Source organism: uncultured Methylophaga sp., from assembly GCF_947259025.1.
In the GTDB taxonomy this organism is placed as follows: domain Bacteria; phylum Pseudomonadota; class Gammaproteobacteria; order Nitrosococcales; family Methylophagaceae; genus Methylophaga.
On the sequence record NZ_CAMYKO010000004.1, the window covers coordinates 75,503 to 91,676 of the forward strand.

Sequence of the window (16,174 nt, forward strand, 5' to 3'; positions counted from 1 at the left end):
CTATTCTCCGCCTTCAGCTTCGGGCTTGGCTTCATTCACTTCAACCGTGAATTTCCTGATCGCATCATCATTGCTTGAGGTGCGCTTAATCACTTTAAGCCGTGACTCACCGTATTCCTCATTACCATCAATTTCCTGCATGAATACCGAGACGCGGGCATTGGACTGGGCGACACCATCGAATTTAAGCAGATTCCCGGTGCGATCGACTTTCTCCAAGTTGACGCCTTCCGGCACCACTCTGGCCAGTGAGTCAAACACCTTGACGATTTTGGGGCGGCTGGCCTGCAGTTCCTGAATCACTTGCATCCTCGCCAGCAGACGTTCCCGCTGTTTTTCAAGATCTTTAATTTCTTTGATTTTCTTATCAACTTTAGCAATTTCCATTTGCAGGAAACTGTTTCGCTGATTCTGTCCTTCAATCAGGCTGTCGGCATACATCACCACCGCATATAGCACCGCGGCAGCAAATATCAGCCCGGCAACCAGCGCCAGGTAAAACTGCTGCTGTCTTTCCTGGCGGCGTTCTTCACGCCATGGCAAAAGGTTTATGTGGGCCATCAGTCAAAACTCCTCATTGCCAGTCCGCAGGCAATCATCATTGACGGCGCATCGTTGCTGAGTGCCTGTATTTTTACCCTCGACCCCAACACCATGTCTGAAAAGGGGTTGGCTACCGACGTCGAAGTGCCGGTTTCTTCTTCAATCATATCGGCGACCCCTTTAATCGAGGCGCAGCCGCCAGCGAGAATGATGTGATCAATTGATTGATATTGAGTGGAAGCTGAGAAAAAGAACTGCAAAGCTCGGGTAACGGTCATGGTCATTGACCGTTTGAAAGGTTCCAGCACTTTGGGACCGTAATCATCCGGCAGGCTACCGTCTTTTTTGGCGCGGCCGGCCTCCTGATAGGACAGGCCATAGTGGCGTTCTATATCTTCGGTCAACATGCGGCCACCGAAAGTCTGTTCGCGGGTAAAGACGATTTTGCCATCGACCAGCACATGCAAAGTGGTCACGGTAGCACCGACATCCGCCACAGCCACAGTCAGCCCCTGACCATGATGGGGTAACTGACGAGCTATCAGCTCGAAGGAATTCTCCATGGTATAAGCTTCAACATCGACCAACATCGGTTTGAGGCCGGCTTTTTCCACCACTTCGGTGCGGGCATCGACATTTTCCCGTCGCGAGGCCGCCAATAGCACGTCCATGGCATCCACATCAGCGGCAGAGGTGCCAAGTACTTCAAAGTCGAGCCGGACTTCTTCCAGTGGGTAGGGAATGTAATTTTCCGCTTCCATCATCACGTTCTCTTCCAGTTCTCTTTCAGAGAGGGAGGCAGAAAATGAAACAGTTTTGGTTATGGCGGAATTGGCGGAGACAGCGACAGCGGCTTCTTTGGCTTTGGTTCCTGAGCGTTTGACGGCGCGGCGGATGGCGCCGGCAACTTCCTCACGATTTTCAATACGGCTTTCAACCACCGCATTAACGGGCAAAGGCTCTACAGCGTAAGACTCAACAGTATATTTATCTCCTTTCTTGTGGAGTTCAAGCACTTTGACTACCGATGAACTGATATCGATCCCTAGTAAAGGAGATTTTTTTCGTCCAAACATCTGTCGCCTCAATTCCCGTTGATTCTGTCGTTATAAGCTCACTTAGCCTTATTAGTTAAAGTAGTTTATTAAGTTCGACGCGAATGTCAACAACAATTGTCAATAAAACTAAGGCTTTGTACTGAATCACTGTTTTTATTCCTGCCTTTATATATACTTTAGTGACTTATTTATTGCGAATATTTTTCAACCCAATGTCTCGACTAGCCCGCAAATTTATTGTCCTGCTCCTTGCTTTGTGCATTCTCTCAGTTATTGCCGCCGCCGGCGCCTACTATCTGCTTGCCCCGAAGTTACCCGACACCCAGACACTAAAGCAGACTCAGCTGCAGATACCGTTGCGTCTGTTCAGCTCCGAGGGCGCGCTGATGGCCGAGTTTGGTGAAAAACGGCGGGTCCCGGTCGAGCACAAGGATCTACCCGAGCGCCTGATCCAGGCATTTCTGGCCGCTGAAGATGATCGCTTCTATCAGCATCCCGGTGTCGACTATCAGGGCATCATCCGTGCAGCCTACTCGCTGTTAATGACCGGTGAAAAAACGCAGGGCGGCAGCACCATCACCATGCAGGTTGCGCGCAACTTCTTTCTCAGTAATGAAAAAACTTATCTGCGCAAGCTCAACGAAATCATCCTGGCACTGGAAATGGAGCAGGTGCTGAGCAAGCAAGAAATTCTCACCCTCTATATGAATAAGATTTATCTGGGTAAACGGGCCTATGGCGTCGGCGCTGCCGCCAATGTCTATTACGGCCGCCCCATCAACGATCTGACACTGGCGGAAATGGCGATGATTGCCGGACTGCCTAAAGCGCCGTCGCGGTTTAATCCGGTCGCCAACCCGGAGCGTGCGGTGATTCGCCGCAACTATGTACTCAAGCGCATGTGGGAAGTCGGGTATATCAGCGAAGCAGCGTTCCTCGAAGCCAGCGAAGCACCGGTCACCGCCCGCTACCACAGCCGGGAAATTGAAGTCTATGCGCCTTATGTTGCTGAAATGGTGCGTACAGAACTGTTTGAACAATACGGTGAAGAAATCTATACCAGCGGCTTCAATGTCTACACCACGATCCGTGGTGATCAACAGCAGGCCGCCAATAAGGCGCTGCAAACAGCGTTGCTGGAATATGACCGTCGCCATGGCTATCGTGGGCCGGTTGCCGAAATCGAACTGGCACCGGAGGAAGATGAAGCTGCATTGAGCGGAAAACTCGAAGCCTATGAAGCTATCGGTCCATTGAAACCCGCTATCGTCACTAAAGTCACTGACGACTCCGCCACCGTCTTTATTCAGCAGGCCGGCTTTGCTCAACTCAGTCTGGGCTCAATGAAATGGGCGCGCAAAAAACTGAGTACCAATAGCCGTGGTGCTGTGCCCAAAACAGTTAACGATGTGATGAAAGCCGGCGATATTATCCGCGTGGAAAACATGCAGGGTGAAAGCTGGCAACTGGCTCAACTTCCTGAAGCCCAGGGCGCGCTGGTGGCGGTCGCGCCTTTTGATGGCGCGGTTACCGCACTTAATGGCGGCTTTGACTATTTCAATAACAAGTTTAACCGGGTGATCCAGTCACGCCGTCAACCGGGCTCGGGTTTCAAGCCCTTTATTTATTCGGCTGCACTGGAAAAAGGCTACACCGCTTCCAGCATTATCAATGATGCCCCGGTGGTGTTTGATGATCCCGGGCTGGAAAATGTCTGGCGTCCGGAAAACTACAGTGGCAAGTTTTTTGGTCCTACCCGACTGCGTGAAGGGCTGATTCACTCGCGTAACCTGATCTCGATTCGCCTGCTGCGCGATATCGGCGCCGATTATGCGGTGGAATATGCCAAAAAATTCGGCTTTGACGACACCATGCTGCATAAAAACCTGTCGCTGGCCTTGGGCAGTGGCAGTGCCGCACCCTGGCATATGGCTACAGCCTATGCGGCGCTGGCCAACGGCGGTTATAAAGTCGAGCCCTATATTATCCAGCGAGTGGAAGATGCCAACGGTGAAATTATCATGCAGACCACGCCCACCACGGTCTGTGAAACCTGTCTGCTGGATAACAACAACGCCGACAATACCGGTTTCAAAGTGGCCGAGCAGATCATGACACCGCAGAACCACTACATAATGAATAGCCTGCTGCGTGATGTAGTGAAGCATGGTACTGGCCGCAAGGCGATGAGCCTGGGCCGTAATGATTTAGCCGGTAAGACCGGCACTACCAATGATCAGCTTGATGCCTGGTTTAACGGCTTTCACCCGGAGCTGGTGGCGGTCAGTTGGGTCGGTTTTGATACACCGCGCTCGCTGGGTCGCTATGAAACCGGCGGCCGCGCGGCCCTGCCCATGTGGATAGATTTTATGGAAGTGGCTTTACAGGGACTGCCTGAAGCCCCGCTGAAACAACCGGTGGATATGGTCACCGTCAGAATCGATCCGCAAACCGGCCTGCTCGCCAGACCCGGTGCCAGCGATGCGATTTACGAAACCTTCCGCGAGGATCATGCGCCAACCAGGGTGGCACCGGCAAGCAGTGAATATGCCGGTGACAATGGCGGGTCGCCGGTTATAGATTTATTCTGATCAGCGTACCCGTTTGGCCATCTGGCCGGCCTGCAATTCGCCATCAGGGTAATCATCATTGAGCAGCCGCAGCTGCTGGATCGGACTGTTGCTGATACGTGACTCGCTAGCCCAGCGGGCATAGCTATCGCTGCCCGACACCGTGACGACTTCCAGTTCCTGCTCACGTGCCAGCGCAATTTCATCGTCCCTGAGCGTGTGCAGACTATTGATGCTGGCCAGAAACGCCGGATCATAGGCATTGAATTCGCGGCTGTTTTCGCTGGTGCCGAAAAAGATAAAGGCCTGCTCCCGCAGATAAACAACTCCTATCCGCAGCGGCTTGTCTTTTTGTAAGGTAATGCCGGTATAGCCGTCGAGTCCATGCGGCTTAATCACCTCACCCGAACGCAGATTATCGACTTTCAGGCGCTGTTCAATAAACTGGCGCGGTGTCAGCTTACGATTCAGATCGGTGGCCCCCATTTCCATAAAGGCTTTACCTTCCGGTGCGATAGCCTGCAGGCTGTCCGGGTTATTGTTGATATGCCAACCTTGCGGAAAATCCAGCGCGAAACGCATGGAAAGATGATAAAAGTGGTTTTCCGAGCGGATCCCCTGAGCTTCACTGTCGCCGAAGGTCATCCCGGCAATACGCTGCAGATAGGGTTCGCGTTTGATAGCGCCGTTACTCGCCTCAGTGTATTTATTCGCCTCGCCGACGACTTGTTGCAGGCGGGTGTCGTTATCCGGGTGGCTGGCAAACAGGCCATGGTAACCCTGGTAATCACGCCCCTGTTTTTGAGCCTCTGCTTCGGCGAAGGTCGCCTGATCCTTGAGTACACTGATGACATCAATCATGGCTTTCGGCGTGTAGCCGGCCTTGGCCAGATATTCGGCGCCCAGCCGATCCGATTCCAGCTCATGCTCGCGGCCATAGCCACTCAGCAAAGCGCCCCCCAGCATATTGAACAGGTTCTGCGAACCGGCGCCGCGCAGCTCGGGTAATAAAATCGCGCCCAGCGTATAGCCGAAGTTGGCCGCCTGCGCCGCGCTTTGCTGACGCACACCATGGCGGGCGGTCACGTGACCAATTTCATGGCCCAGCACCGCTGCTAATTCCGCCTCGGAGTTCAGATAGGCCATCAGCCCGCGGGTGATATAGATATAACCACCGGGCAGCGCAAAAGCATTAATCACCGGTGAGTCGAGTACCGTAAAGCGATACACCAGATCATCACGATGGCTCACCGCCGCCAGCTTTTCACCGACTGACTGCACATAAGCCTGCAAGGCTTCGTCATCATAACGACCATACTCGGCGATGATCTTGGGGTGGTTGCTGCGTCCCATCTGCAGCTCGGTGTCTTCACCGAACATAACAAAGTCCTGATCGCCGGTGACCGGGTTGGTGGCACAGCCAGACAGCCCCAGAAACAACAAAGCCCCTACCAACAGGCAGAGGCTCCGGAGTCTGTCGTGCATGGTACTGATTTGTACTGACACGTGTTTCATCATCAAACCATAAAGTTTGATTCCGACAGATTACTTACCGTATTTCTGACGGAATTTGTCTACACGACCCGCGGTATCCAGCATTTTTTGCTTGCCGGTGTAGAACGGGTGGCATTCTGAGCACACATCCAGAGACAAGTCTGAAGTGCGTGTAGAGCGAGTTTTAAAAGTGTTACCGCAGCTGCAGGTAACATTGATCTCGGTGTATTCAGGGTGGATATCCGCTTTCATATCTGTACTCGTTAATGTGTGTTTGCGATAAATCTCGCTCAAATCTTCTAAGCTGAGCTTTTGAACCGCATTATTTTATAGATCAAGCAGGGCGCAGGCAAGTCTCATTTTGTCACCTGTGTTTCAGGGTTTCTCCGCCACCAGCATCGCCTGATTTCGCCAGCCCTGATTATGAGCACCAAGCAAGGATTCCTCCCTGAACACTCTCAAATTCAGACCGGCAAACAAAGACAGGAGTTCATTGTCAGCCAGTAAATAATCCGGATTGCCTGGTCCCTGCGGGAACACCTTGTCCCGGCAGTAGGTCTGGTAAAACAGCAAGCCGCCGGGCCTGAGCGCGGCCATCAGGGCCGGTGCCATTTCCCTGGCCAGAAAATGCGTGACCACCAGGACATCTAAACTGTGCTTTTCCGGAAACTCCCGCTCTACATCAGCCACCCGGGCATCAATATCCAAACCCTGCGCCGCTGCTTCAGCACTCAGTTTATTGATGGCAACCGGGGAAATATCGCGGCTGATCACACTCAGCCCGGCCTTAGCCAGAAACAGGCTATTGGCACCCAAGCCGCAGGCGAGATCCATGGCTACGCCATTGGCCGGCAACAGGTGGCCATTTTGCTGCAACACCTCGGCCGCCTCAGCCAATTGCGTCTGCTGATCGCGGTAACGTCGATCCCACTTTTGCTGCAGTTCACTCATTCAGCGGCGCCAGAATGCCGGAGTCAGCACCACCAGCAAGGTGAAAATTTCCAGCCGCCCCAGCAACATGGCCATGCACAATACCCACTTCGACGGTGAGTTGATATCACCGAAGTTAGCGCCGACTTCGCCCAGCCCCGGCCCCAGGTTGTTAAGACAGGCGGTCACGGCCGAGAACGAGGTCACCACATCCAGCCCGGTCGACATCAAAAACAGATGCATCATGGTGAAGCAGAATACGTACATGGCAAAAAAGCCCCAGACCGCGCCGACGACCTTGGCCGGCAAGGCCTTGCCATTGATCTTGATGGCAAACACGGCATTAGGATGAATCAAACGCAGGATCTCACGATAGCCTTGTTTGAACAGCAACATAATGCGGATCACCTTGATGCCGCCGCCGGTGGAAAAGGCACAGCCACCGATGTAACTCGCCATCAGCAGCAGGATCGGTAAAAAGCCCGGCCACAGGTAATAATCGGTGGTGGTAAAGCCCGCCGTGGTGCCAATGGAGACCGCCTGGAACACGCCTTGATGCACGGCAGTCCACAGGTCATCAAAGGTATCACTGAAATACAGGTAACTTGAAGTCACCACCGAAATAAAGGCCAGAATCCCCAGGTAAGTGCGCAGCTCCGAGTCACGCCAGTAATGCTTGATTGACCGGTGTCGCCAGGCCAGAAAGTGCAGCGAGAAGTTCATCCCGGAGATCAGCATAAAGGCCACTGCGATCATTTCAACCGTGGCACTGTTGAAAAAGCCCATGCTGGCATCGTGGGTGGAAAAACCACCGATAGCGACCGTGGAAAAACTATGGCCAATGGCATCAAACCAGCTCATGCCGGCCCATTTATAGGCGATGGCGCAGGCGATGGTAAGGGACAGATAGATATACCAGAGCGCCTTGGCAGTTTCGGTGATACGCGGGGTCAGTTTGGAGTCTTTCATCGGCCCCGGCGTTTCGGCACGATAAAGCTGCATGCCCCCCACGCCCAACAGTGGCAGGATGGCGACGGCCAGTACTACGATCCCCATGCCGCCCAGCCACTGCAGAAACTGGCGATAAAACAACACGGCCTTAGGCAGTGTATCGAGCCCGGTCAGCACTGTCGCCCCGGTGGTGGTCAACCCTGACATTGACTCAAATACCGCGTCGGTAAACGACATCTTGGGGACTTCGGTCAGGAAAAACGGCAGAGAGCCCGACAGGCCCAGCGCAATCCAGAACATCACTACGACGATAAAGCCGTCACGGATTTTGAGTTCTTTACGATGATTCCGCGCCGGCAGCCAGAAACACAGACCGATGGTCAGCAGCAGAAAGAAGGCCGAGATAAAGGCCTGGCTAGCCCCGTCACCATAATACCAGGACACCAGAACCGGTGGCAGCATGGTAATACTGAACAGGGTCAGTAAAATCCCTAAAATGCGCTGAATCGTCAGAAATTGCATCGAAGTCTTAAATTACACAGAATTTTTTGGTCGATAATACGCCCACAGCAGCAACATCAACAACGACAGCAGCCAGATTGGCCATCGCTGCAGAGTGACATAAGGCGTCTCGCCTGTCCGTGGCTGGATTGAGCTTGTCAATGCGGCCTTTTCAAACTGCGGGGTTTGCGCCATCACCCGGCCCTTGAAATCGACAAAGGCGGAAATACCGTTGGTGGTGGCCCTGACCAGTGGCCGACCGGTTTCCAGCGCCCGGCTGCGGGAAATCTGCAAATGCTGATGCGGGGCAAAGGAATCGCCATACCAGGCATTATTGGTGGCATTCACCAATAGCCCCGCTTCCGGCACAGTCTGCAACACTTCGCTGGAAAACACGTCTTCATAGCAAATGGATATACCGACTTTGTGCCCCGCCGCTTCCAGCAATGGCTGTCCGGCAGGGCCCGGCACAAAGGCCGACATCGGCAGATTGAAAAAGGCAATCAGGCCCCGTAACCATTCAAACGGCACGTAGTCACCAAACGGCACCAAGTGCTGTTTGTGATAAAAACCTTTAGTGTCACCAGCAACCATCATGCTGTTGTAGTAGCTGACGCCATCATCATCACGCACCGGCAGCCCCAGCAGAATATCGCTGTTATTGTCGCGGGCTTCCTCGGTCAGCGGCGTCAGATAGAAGTCTTCCAGCTGGTGATAAAAGGCCGGCAGCGCATTTTCCGGCCACACTATCAGGTCGCTGTCCCAGTGCTGACGGGTCATGGTCTGATATAGCGCCAAGGTATTCACCAACTGCTCCGGCTGCCATTTGATTTGTTGAGGCACATTGCCTTGAATAATGGTGGTGGCCACGGGCTCACCACTTGCCCGGGTCCAGTCCAGCGGCTTAAGTGCCTGTCCCGCGCCCCAGAGCAACAGTAAGGGTAACAGCCACAAAACCCGTCTTTGCTGCCAGACGGTCAATAGCAGACCGGCAGTCAGGGCCACCAGCAGCGAGACGCCACTGATCCCGATTAAAGGCACAAAGCCGGCCAGTGGCCCTTCGATCTGGCTAACGCCAAGTTCGAGCCAGGGAAAACCGCTGAGGAACCAGCCTTTGAACAATTCGAAACCAAGCCAGCCAGCCGGCAACAGCAATAGCCAGTCTCTGGTTGAAAGCATGCCGGGGCTGAGTTTTTTGACCAGCCAGCCCAATCCCGCCAGGTAGAGCGAGAGAATAGCAACAAACAGAAAAGTCAGGATCGAGGCCAGCAGCAGGCCAGACTGACCAAACACATGAATCGCGACAAAAACCCAGGAAACACCGACACCAAACAGGCCCAGGCCAAACAACCAGCCCCGCCAGGCAGCCTGTTTAGGTGTCACCTGCTGCCAGCTCAGAAACAAGCCGGCCAGACTGAGAATAGCCAGCGGGTAGATGAAAAACGGGGCAAATGCCAGCGGCATCAGGGCACCGGCGATCAGTGCCAATATGTTTCCTTTCCAGCCCTGCATGCTTAGCGCACTCCCTGTTATTCGGTTTCGGCTTCGAGTTCTTGCTCGGGTGGCAACACTATCATTTTCATCAGGTACAAACGCCGGTTGTCAGCGCGCAGCACGGTAAACTGGAAGCGCCCCACATTGATTTGCTCACCGCGTTGCGGCAGGTGGCCAAACTGGTTCATCACATGACCGCCGACGGTATCAAAGTCTTCATCGCTCCATTCGGTGTCGAAATGCTCATTGAAGTCTTCTACCGTGGTCAGCGCCTTGATCGTGTAGGTGTCTTCGCTGCGCTGCAGGATCGGCGCATCATCATCAATATCGTGCTCATCTTCGATTTCACCGACGATTTGCTCCAACACGTTCTCGATAGTAATGATCCCGGCGACCCCACCATATTCATCCACCACGATGGCCATATGATTACGACGGGCACGAAATTCACGCAGCAGCACGTTGAGCCGTTTGCTTTCCGGAATAAACACCGCCGGTCGCAATAGTTCCCGCAGGTCAAACTTGAAATCCCCGCTGTTGACGACCGCCGCCAGCAGATCTTTCGCCAGCAGAATGCCGATCACATCATCGCGATCATCGTCGATCACCGGAAACCGCGAATGCGCCGTTTCAGTGACCAGTTTCAGGGTTTCTTCCGCCGGTGCATCACGCGAGACCATGACCACCTGTGAACGCGGCAGCATAATATCGCGGGCCTGCATTTGCGAGACGCTGAGCGCGCCCTCGACAATCGATAATGCCTCAGCATCAAGAATGTGACGCTCGGAGGCGGAACGAATTAATTCAATCAGTTGATCCTGATCCTGGGGTTCCAGGAACAGGTTGCTCAGTTTTCGTACCCAGGACGGACTACTCGGTCGACCTTCGCTCATGAATCAGTTACTCCCGGCGACTGATAGGGATTAGCAATGTTAATAGACTGCAGGATGTGAATTTCCAGCGCTTCCATCTGCTCAGCTTCGTCGTCTTCAATATGATCGTAGCCCAGCAGATGCAGACAGCCATGAACCACCATATGCGCCCAGTGCTCATCAACGGCCTTGCCCTGCTCGGCGGCTTCGCGCTCAACGACCTGCAGGCAAATCACCAGGTCACCCAGCAATCTGGGCTCGAGTTCAATCGGCGCCTCGAAGGGAAACGACAACACATTGGTGGGGCCGGTTTTGCCGCGATACTCGCTGTTAAGCTCGGCACTTTCTTCGCTATCAACCAGGCGAATACTGAGCTCGCAGTCTTCTTCGACTTGCGCCAGCGCTGCCTCAGCCCAGTTCTGAAACTGCTCGACATCGGGCGTTTCGCCGCTACAGGCGTGCTGAAAATCCACGATCACGGTCATGACGGTTTATTGGCCTTATCGTAGGCCATAATAATTTTCTGCACCAGTTGATGACGCACCACGTCCTTAGCCTGGAAGAAGGTAAAGCCGATGCCCTCGACATCCTTCAATACTTCAATGGCATGGCGCAGACCCGATTTCTGATTGCCCGGCAGGTCAATCTGGGTAATATCGCCGGTGATCACGGCAGTCGAGTTATAGCCCATGCGGGTCAGGAACATCTTCATCTGCTCGATGGTGGTGTTCTGTGCCTCGTCCAGAATAATGAAGGATTCATTCAGCGTGCGGCCACGCATATAGGCCAGTGGCGCCACCTCGATGACATTACGTTCCATCAACTTGGCGACGCGTTCAAAGCCCAGCATTTCATAAAGGGCATCAAACAGGGGCCGAAGGTAAGGATCGACTTTCTGAGCCAGATCGCCAGGCAGAAAGCCCAGTCGTTCACCGGCCTCCACCGCCGGTCTGACCAGCACAATACGACGGGCAAAATCACGCTCCAGTGCTTCCACGGCGCAGGCCACCGCCAGATAGGTCTTACCGGTACCGGCCGGACCGACACCGAAGTTAATATCATGAGTCATGATCCGGCGCAGATACGCCTGCTGATTATCACCACGGGCCTTGATCAGACCGCGCTTGGTTTTAATGACGACCTCTTTATCCGGCTCGCTGAACGACGAGGTATCCTCGCCGCCACTGTCGCGAATGGCGAGGTGGATTTGTTCGGGCTGTAAAACATGGTCAGCGGTATCGGCATAGAGGTCATGAATCACCTCCTGCACCAGAATCAGCACATCGGCCGGGCCGATGATCTGAAATTTGATCCCGCGGTTATTAATCTCGACGCCAAAGCCACGTTCAAGCATTCTTATATGCTCGTCCAGATGGCCGCAAAGGTTGGCAAGTCGGGGATTATCGGCGGGACTCAGTTCGAAGCTGACGCTATCGAGCGAATGAGTAGAATTGGTCACTATGGGTTCCGAATGTTTATGCTGTCACGCTATCAGTTAGCAATTCACCGCGCAAGGAATTGCTGTGGGCTTCTTCGATGAGCACATCGACAAACTGGCCAACCAGGGAGGTATCGCCCTGAAAGTTAACCACGCGGTTGTTTTCGGTGCGGCCGGCCATATCACCACCACCCCGATGCGCTTCTCGTTCGACCAGGATTTTCTGGGTGGTGCCGACCATGGCTTTGGCATGCATATCTTCCAGCTCACGCAGGCGATCCTGCATGATTTGCAGTCTTTCTTTTTTGACATCTTCCGGCACTGAGTCATGGAAGGCGGCGGCCGGCGTACCGGGACGGGCACTGTAAATAAAGCTGAAGGAATGATCGAACTCAACTTCATTGATGAGATCCATGGTCGCTTCAAAGTCGGCCTCGGTCTCATTGGGAAAGCCGATAATAAAGTCACTGGACATGCTCAGTTCAGGGCGCACTTGCTTGAGACGGCGGATTTTCTCCAGATATTCCTTCGCAGTATGGCCGCGCTTCATCATCGCCAGAATGCGATCGGAGCCCGACTGCACCGGCAGATGCAAATGATTGACCAGCTCCGGCACTTCGCCGAAAGCCTCAATCAGGCTGTCGGAAAACTCCACCGGGTGTGAAGTGGTAAAGCGGATGCGCTCAATGCCCTCAATCGCTGAGACATAATGAATTAATAGAGCGAGATCGGCGGTTTCTTCACCTTCAATAACACCCTGGTAGGCATTGACATTCTGCCCCAGCAGGTTCACTTCCCGCACCCCCTGCGCCGCCAGTTGACGGATTTCGCGCAGAATCGGCCCCACCGGCCGGCTGACTTCTTCGCCACGGGTATAGGGCACCACGCAGAAAGTGCAGTACTTGCTGCAGCCTTCCATCACTGAAACAAAGGCGGTCGGCCCGTCAGCACGCGGGGCCGGCAGATTGTCGAACTTCTCGATTTCCGGGAAGGAAATATCAATGCTGGGTTTACGGCTGATTTTGACTTCTTCCAGCATCGCCGGCAGCCGGTGCAGGGTCTGCGGACCAAACACCAGATCGACGTAGGGCGCACGCTTGCGAATCGCTTCGCCTTCCTGACTGGCGACACAGCCACCGACCCCTATAACGAGGTTAGGCTTTTTATCTTTCCAGCGCTTCCAGCGACCCAGCTGATGAAAGACTTTTTCCTGCGCTTTCTCACGGATCGAACAGGTGTTCAGCAGCAGCACATCAGCCTCTTCGGCGATGTCGGTCGGCTCCAGTTGGTGAGAGTCTGCAAGCACCTCCGCCATCTTGTTCGAGTCGTACTCGTTCATCTGACAGCCGAAGGTTCTGATATAAAGTTTGCCAGCCATAAAATTGCTTAGTGTAAAAGGGCGCACAGGATACTATTTTTTCGCTGTTTAGTATAGACAAGTGTTTGTTTTTACTAACAACAGCAAATATAGTGTTAAGCAGTTGAATGACAAGGATGTGAATCATGGCAATCAAGGACTGGCCTGCCGATGATCGCCCGCGCGAAAAGCTGCTTAATTCGGGTGCTCAGGCTTTATCAGATGCCGAATTACTGGCGATTTTCCTGCGTACCGGGGTGAGCGGCCTGTCGGCCGTCGATCTGGCCCGGCAATTACTCAATCAGTTTGGCAGCCTGCGGGCCCTGCTGGAAGCCGATAAAACCACGTTTTGTGGCGGTCACGGCCTGGGTCAGGCCAAATTTGTGCAACTGCAGGCGGTGCTGGAAATGGGACGCCGCCACCTGGAATCAACCTTGACCCGCGGTGATGCCTTTACCGACTGTGACACCACCCAACGTTATCTGAAGCAGCGATTGCGCCCCTATGCCTTTGAGGTCTTTGCCTGTCTGTTTCTGGATAACCAGCACCGGCTGATTCATTTTGAGGAACTGTTTCGCGGCACCATTGACGGTGCCAGTGTTTATCCCCGCGAAATCGTTAAACAGGCGCTGGCGCATAATGCGGCGGCGGTGATCCTGGCGCATAACCATCCATCCGGCGTGGCCGAACCCAGCCAGGCCGATATTCAGATCACCAGGCGTATCCAGTCGGCGTTGCAACTGGTCGATATCCGGGTTCTGGATCACATTATTGTGGGTGATGCTGAGACCACCTCGCTGGCGCAGCAGGGTCAGCTATAAGTGACCGGCTTGCATTGTGATCGATTGTTTTGCCTCGCGTCTCAGCAAAAGTAACCCCAGCCCACCCAGTAACAAAGCAAACAACAGCAGGCCAAGACTGATAGCGGCCACCTGGGGGAAGCCAGCCTGCCAGAGTGATGCAATAACCGCTGTCATCAAGGTGCTGTCAACCACCACTACTCCCAACAACAGCAATGCCGAGAGCACACAACTCCAGCCCAGGTAACGCAGATAGCGGCGGTTCAAATAGGCCATTACAACGGACAGCAACAGCGTCAGGCCAAAGCCGGTCATCATCCATTCGCCGCGGTCGGTAAGCGCCACAGGTAATACCCGCTCCAGAAGAAAAGCCATGGCCGTAGCAGTAATCGTGCCCATGGTTCCACCCAATGTCAGCCCACGCATAACGGCAAGCGTTCTAGCATGACGGGATTGTTTTTGTCGTTTGGTCATCCAAAGCAAATTACCGGCAACAATCATTGCGCATACGCCAATTGCCAGCAGGAAATAGAGCAGTCGCAAATCAACCCCGGCGTAATTCGCCATATGCAGGCTGAATAGCATATTGACACCATCAGTAAACAGATTATGCTGCTGCGGATTCATCGCCTCAGGGAAGCTATCCGTTGATAGCTGGTAAAAGCGATCCACGCTTCTGGCAAAACTGCCGTTTTCCAGCACTGAAAAACCAATCAGCGCACTTTGATCACCATAATTCTGTATCGAAATGGTATGCACCGTAGTGTTGGCCTGTGCCTCAACTTTTTGCAGCAACGTATCCAAATCCGGCATTGATGCTGCCTGTTCGGTCATTTCTGCTTGATAGCTGGCAAAGCCGGCATCCTCCATCATGGTCTGCATATCGCCCTGATACAGGGTAATCATGGTGGTGATCTGGAAAATGATGCTCAGGTTAAACATTACCCCGGTCAGCGCATACATCAGGCCATAGGGCAGACTGATAACCCCCACCACAGTATGGATATCATTCACTTGCGAGCGGGTAGTGCTGTTATTGCGATAAAGGAAAAAGTTTTTAAACAGGTTTTTAAGCTGAATCACCAGGCCGGTCATCACCAGCACTAAAAAGAAAAAAGTGACGATACCGACAAGATACAAGCCCTGGGGCAACTTGAGGTTGAAGTGCAGTTGGTTAATAAAGTCAGCCAGTTGAAACGGCTCTGACGTCGACAGGGTCTCGCCACTGACCGGGTCAATCATCAGATGGACATGTTGGGCATGGTGTCCGCTTGCTTCCGGCAACGGTTCAAGCAACGGGAGTTCCATCCACAGATAGGGGGTGTGTTCTCCCGGAAGATGCAGTCTCAGCCTGTGGCTGGAATCAAAATCATATTGTGCAATCTTGTCCTCGACCACCTCATCAAGTGGAAGCGTCGCCTCACTGCCGCTTAACGGATAATGAGGCATTGTCGACCAGCGTTCGACTTCGGGATGAAACAGGGTGACAGCCCCCGCCCAGAAAATAATAAACAGCGGTACGGAAATAATCAGCCCTACCCAGCCATGAGCTTCAACAGCATGTCGGACAGTGCTGGCTTTCACGCAAAGACTCCCAGCATAAATGCACCATTAATAGCCAGTGATATGACTAATAAAGTTCCGCAATACCACATGAGCCGACCGACTCCACTGGCACAATAAAACATCGTCATAATCACGCCCCAGAGAACAATGCCGCCAACAAAACCAAGCAACAGGTAAACCTCTCTGGGCAACGGCAAAAGGTAGGCCGTGTTGAGCATCAGGCTGAGACTGAGAGACAGACTGACGAAAAATCCCAGCAGGGTTTTAAGCCACATAGTCCCCCCCGGACAAGGCCACCAGCAGCATCAGCACTGACAATGAAACTATGACCAATGAAGGTCTGGTGCAATGCGGCATGCTGATAGCCAGCAGGATCCACACCATCATGACCACCACCGCAATGATCAAACAGGCCGTCAACCACAGATAAACATGGCTCAACATCCATGCCGCACTCAGCATGGCAACAGAAAAAATAAGCCAGGCCAGGGGCTTGGGCAAAGGATGTCGTAAAATCCGCTGCTGCTGGGATGTGCAGTAAACAGGCACAGCGCCCAGCCAGGCCAGTTGTAAGGCGAGAATTTTTATTGCCAGTAGCAT

The 16,174-nt window shown here is 53.4% G+C and carries 16 protein-coding genes; 2 read left to right on the top strand and 14 right to left on the bottom strand.

Annotation, left to right across the window (positions count from 1 at the left end):
* Window positions 1-561: a PilN domain-containing protein gene (locus tag Q0X64_RS03565; protein WP_297809129.1), complete on the bottom strand. Its 561-nt coding sequence runs from the start codon at window positions 559-561 to the stop codon at window positions 1-3.
* A complete protein-coding gene (locus tag Q0X64_RS03570) occupies window positions 561-1,619 on the bottom strand; it encodes a pilus assembly protein PilM (protein ID WP_297809131.1) in 1,059 nt (352 codons plus the stop codon). Before Q0X64_RS03570 ends, Q0X64_RS03565 begins: the two co-directional genes overlap by 1 nt.
* A 194-nt stretch (window positions 1,620-1,813) precedes the next feature.
* On the opposite strand from Q0X64_RS03570, the gene Q0X64_RS03575 reads away from it, so the two are divergent.
* Window positions 1,814-4,192, top strand: a complete 2,379-nt coding sequence (locus tag Q0X64_RS03575) for a penicillin-binding protein 1A (protein WP_297809133.1) — start codon at window positions 1,814-1,816, stop codon at window positions 4,190-4,192.
* Here Q0X64_RS03575 and Q0X64_RS03580 read toward each other — a convergent pair whose 3' ends face one another.
* The 9 genes from Q0X64_RS03580 to miaB all read right to left on the bottom strand — a co-directional run bounded on the left by Q0X64_RS03580 (window position 4,193) and on the right by miaB (window position 13,229).
* Window positions 4,193-5,686: a M48 family metalloprotease gene (locus Q0X64_RS03580; protein WP_297809134.1), complete on the bottom strand. Its 1,494-nt coding sequence runs from the start codon at window positions 5,684-5,686 to the stop codon at window positions 4,193-4,195.
* Window positions 5,687-5,716: 30 nt separating this feature from the next.
* The gene (gene rpmE, locus Q0X64_RS03585; protein ID WP_297809135.1) at window positions 5,717-5,917 is read right to left on the bottom strand and encodes a 50S ribosomal protein L31; all 201 of its coding nucleotides are present in this window, start codon (window positions 5,915-5,917) and stop codon (window positions 5,717-5,719) included.
* 123 nt (window positions 5,918-6,040) lie between these two features.
* Window positions 6,041-6,616 carry a class I SAM-dependent methyltransferase gene (locus Q0X64_RS03590; protein ID WP_297809137.1) on the bottom strand — a complete coding sequence of 192 codons (576 nt, stop codon included), beginning with the start codon at window positions 6,614-6,616 and terminating at the stop codon, window positions 6,041-6,043.
* Entirely contained in the window at window positions 6,617-8,068 is a 1,452-nt protein-coding gene (locus Q0X64_RS03595) for a TrkH family potassium uptake protein (RefSeq protein WP_297809139.1), read from the bottom strand.
* Between the two features lie 12 nt (window positions 8,069-8,080).
* Window positions 8,081-9,535, bottom strand: coding sequence for an apolipoprotein N-acyltransferase (gene lnt, locus Q0X64_RS03600; protein WP_297809140.1), 1,455 nt, complete (start codon window positions 9,533-9,535; stop codon window positions 8,081-8,083).
* 41 nt (window positions 9,536-9,576) lie between these two features.
* Window positions 9,577-10,434, bottom strand: coding sequence for a transporter associated domain-containing protein (locus Q0X64_RS03605; protein WP_297809142.1), 858 nt, complete (start codon window positions 10,432-10,434; stop codon window positions 9,577-9,579).
* Complete coding sequence (gene ybeY, locus Q0X64_RS03610) at window positions 10,431-10,898, bottom strand: rRNA maturation RNase YbeY (protein ID WP_297809144.1); 468 nt, start codon at window positions 10,896-10,898, stop codon at window positions 10,431-10,433. The genes Q0X64_RS03605 and ybeY overlap by 4 nt, the downstream gene beginning before the upstream one ends.
* Entirely contained in the window at window positions 10,895-11,872 is a 978-nt protein-coding gene (locus Q0X64_RS03615) for a PhoH family protein (protein WP_297809146.1), read from the bottom strand. The genes ybeY and Q0X64_RS03615 overlap by 4 nt, the downstream gene beginning before the upstream one ends.
* Window positions 11,873-11,888: 16 nt before the next feature.
* Complete coding sequence (gene miaB, locus Q0X64_RS03620; protein ID WP_297809148.1) at window positions 11,889-13,229, bottom strand: tRNA (N6-isopentenyl adenosine(37)-C2)-methylthiotransferase MiaB; 1,341 nt, start codon at window positions 13,227-13,229, stop codon at window positions 11,889-11,891.
* 125 nt (window positions 13,230-13,354) lie between these two features.
* Between miaB and radC the strand changes: the two genes are divergently transcribed.
* The gene (radC, locus tag Q0X64_RS03625; protein WP_297809149.1) at window positions 13,355-14,029 is read left to right on the top strand and encodes a DNA repair protein RadC; all 675 of its coding nucleotides are present in this window, start codon (window positions 13,355-13,357) and stop codon (window positions 14,027-14,029) included.
* On the opposite strand, the gene Q0X64_RS03630 is transcribed toward radC, so the two are convergent.
* The 3 genes from Q0X64_RS03630 to Q0X64_RS03640 are packed head-to-tail and all read right to left on the bottom strand — an operon-like array spanning window position 14,024 to window position 16,174.
* Window positions 14,024-15,592: a PepSY-associated TM helix domain-containing protein gene (locus tag Q0X64_RS03630; RefSeq protein ID WP_297809151.1), complete on the bottom strand. Its 1,569-nt coding sequence runs from the start codon at window positions 15,590-15,592 to the stop codon at window positions 14,024-14,026. The genes radC and Q0X64_RS03630 overlap by 6 nt on opposite strands.
* Entirely contained in the window at window positions 15,589-15,849 is a 261-nt protein-coding gene (locus Q0X64_RS03635; RefSeq protein WP_297809152.1) for a hypothetical protein, read from the bottom strand. Before Q0X64_RS03635 ends, Q0X64_RS03630 begins: the two co-directional genes overlap by 4 nt.
* A complete protein-coding gene (locus Q0X64_RS03640) occupies window positions 15,839-16,174 on the bottom strand; it encodes a hypothetical protein (RefSeq protein WP_297809154.1) in 336 nt (111 codons plus the stop codon). The genes Q0X64_RS03635 and Q0X64_RS03640 overlap by 11 nt, the downstream gene beginning before the upstream one ends.

Bases quoted from the DNA above. Each gene is read 5' to 3' on its own strand.
- radC (WP_297809149.1), top strand. From the start codon at position 13,355: ATGGCAATCAAGGACTGGCCTGCCGATGATCGCCCGCGCGAAAAGCTG.
- ybeY (WP_297809144.1), bottom strand. From the start codon at position 10,898: ATGACCGTGATCGTGGATTTTCAGCACGCCTGTAGCGGCGAAACGCCC.
- rpmE (WP_297809135.1), bottom strand. From the start codon at position 5,917: ATGAAAGCGGATATCCACCCTGAATACACCGAGATCAATGTTACCTGC.
- Q0X64_RS03595 (WP_297809139.1), bottom strand. From the start codon at position 8,068: ATGCAATTTCTGACGATTCAGCGCATTTTAGGGATTTTACTGACCCTG.
- Q0X64_RS03635 (WP_297809152.1), bottom strand. From the start codon at position 15,849: ATGTGGCTTAAAACCCTGCTGGGATTTTTCGTCAGTCTGTCTCTCAGT.
- Q0X64_RS03640 (WP_297809154.1), bottom strand. From the start codon at position 16,174: ATGCTACTGGCAATAAAAATTCTCGCCTTACAACTGGCCTGGCTGGGC.
- Q0X64_RS03590 (WP_297809137.1), bottom strand. From the start codon at position 6,616: ATGAGTGAACTGCAGCAAAAGTGGGATCGACGTTACCGCGATCAGCAG.
- Q0X64_RS03565 (WP_297809129.1), bottom strand. From the start codon at position 561: ATGGCCCACATAAACCTTTTGCCATGGCGTGAAGAACGCCGCCAGGAA.
- Q0X64_RS03580 (WP_297809134.1), bottom strand. From the start codon at position 5,686: ATGAAACACGTGTCAGTACAAATCAGTACCATGCACGACAGACTCCGG.
- Q0X64_RS03575 (WP_297809133.1), top strand. From the start codon at position 1,814: ATGTCTCGACTAGCCCGCAAATTTATTGTCCTGCTCCTTGCTTTGTGC.
- miaB (WP_297809148.1), bottom strand. From the start codon at position 13,229: ATGGCTGGCAAACTTTATATCAGAACCTTCGGCTGTCAGATGAACGAG.
- Q0X64_RS03605 (WP_297809142.1), bottom strand. From the start codon at position 10,434: ATGAGCGAAGGTCGACCGAGTAGTCCGTCCTGGGTACGAAAACTGAGC.
- Q0X64_RS03570 (WP_297809131.1), bottom strand. From the start codon at position 1,619: ATGTTTGGACGAAAAAAATCTCCTTTACTAGGGATCGATATCAGTTCA.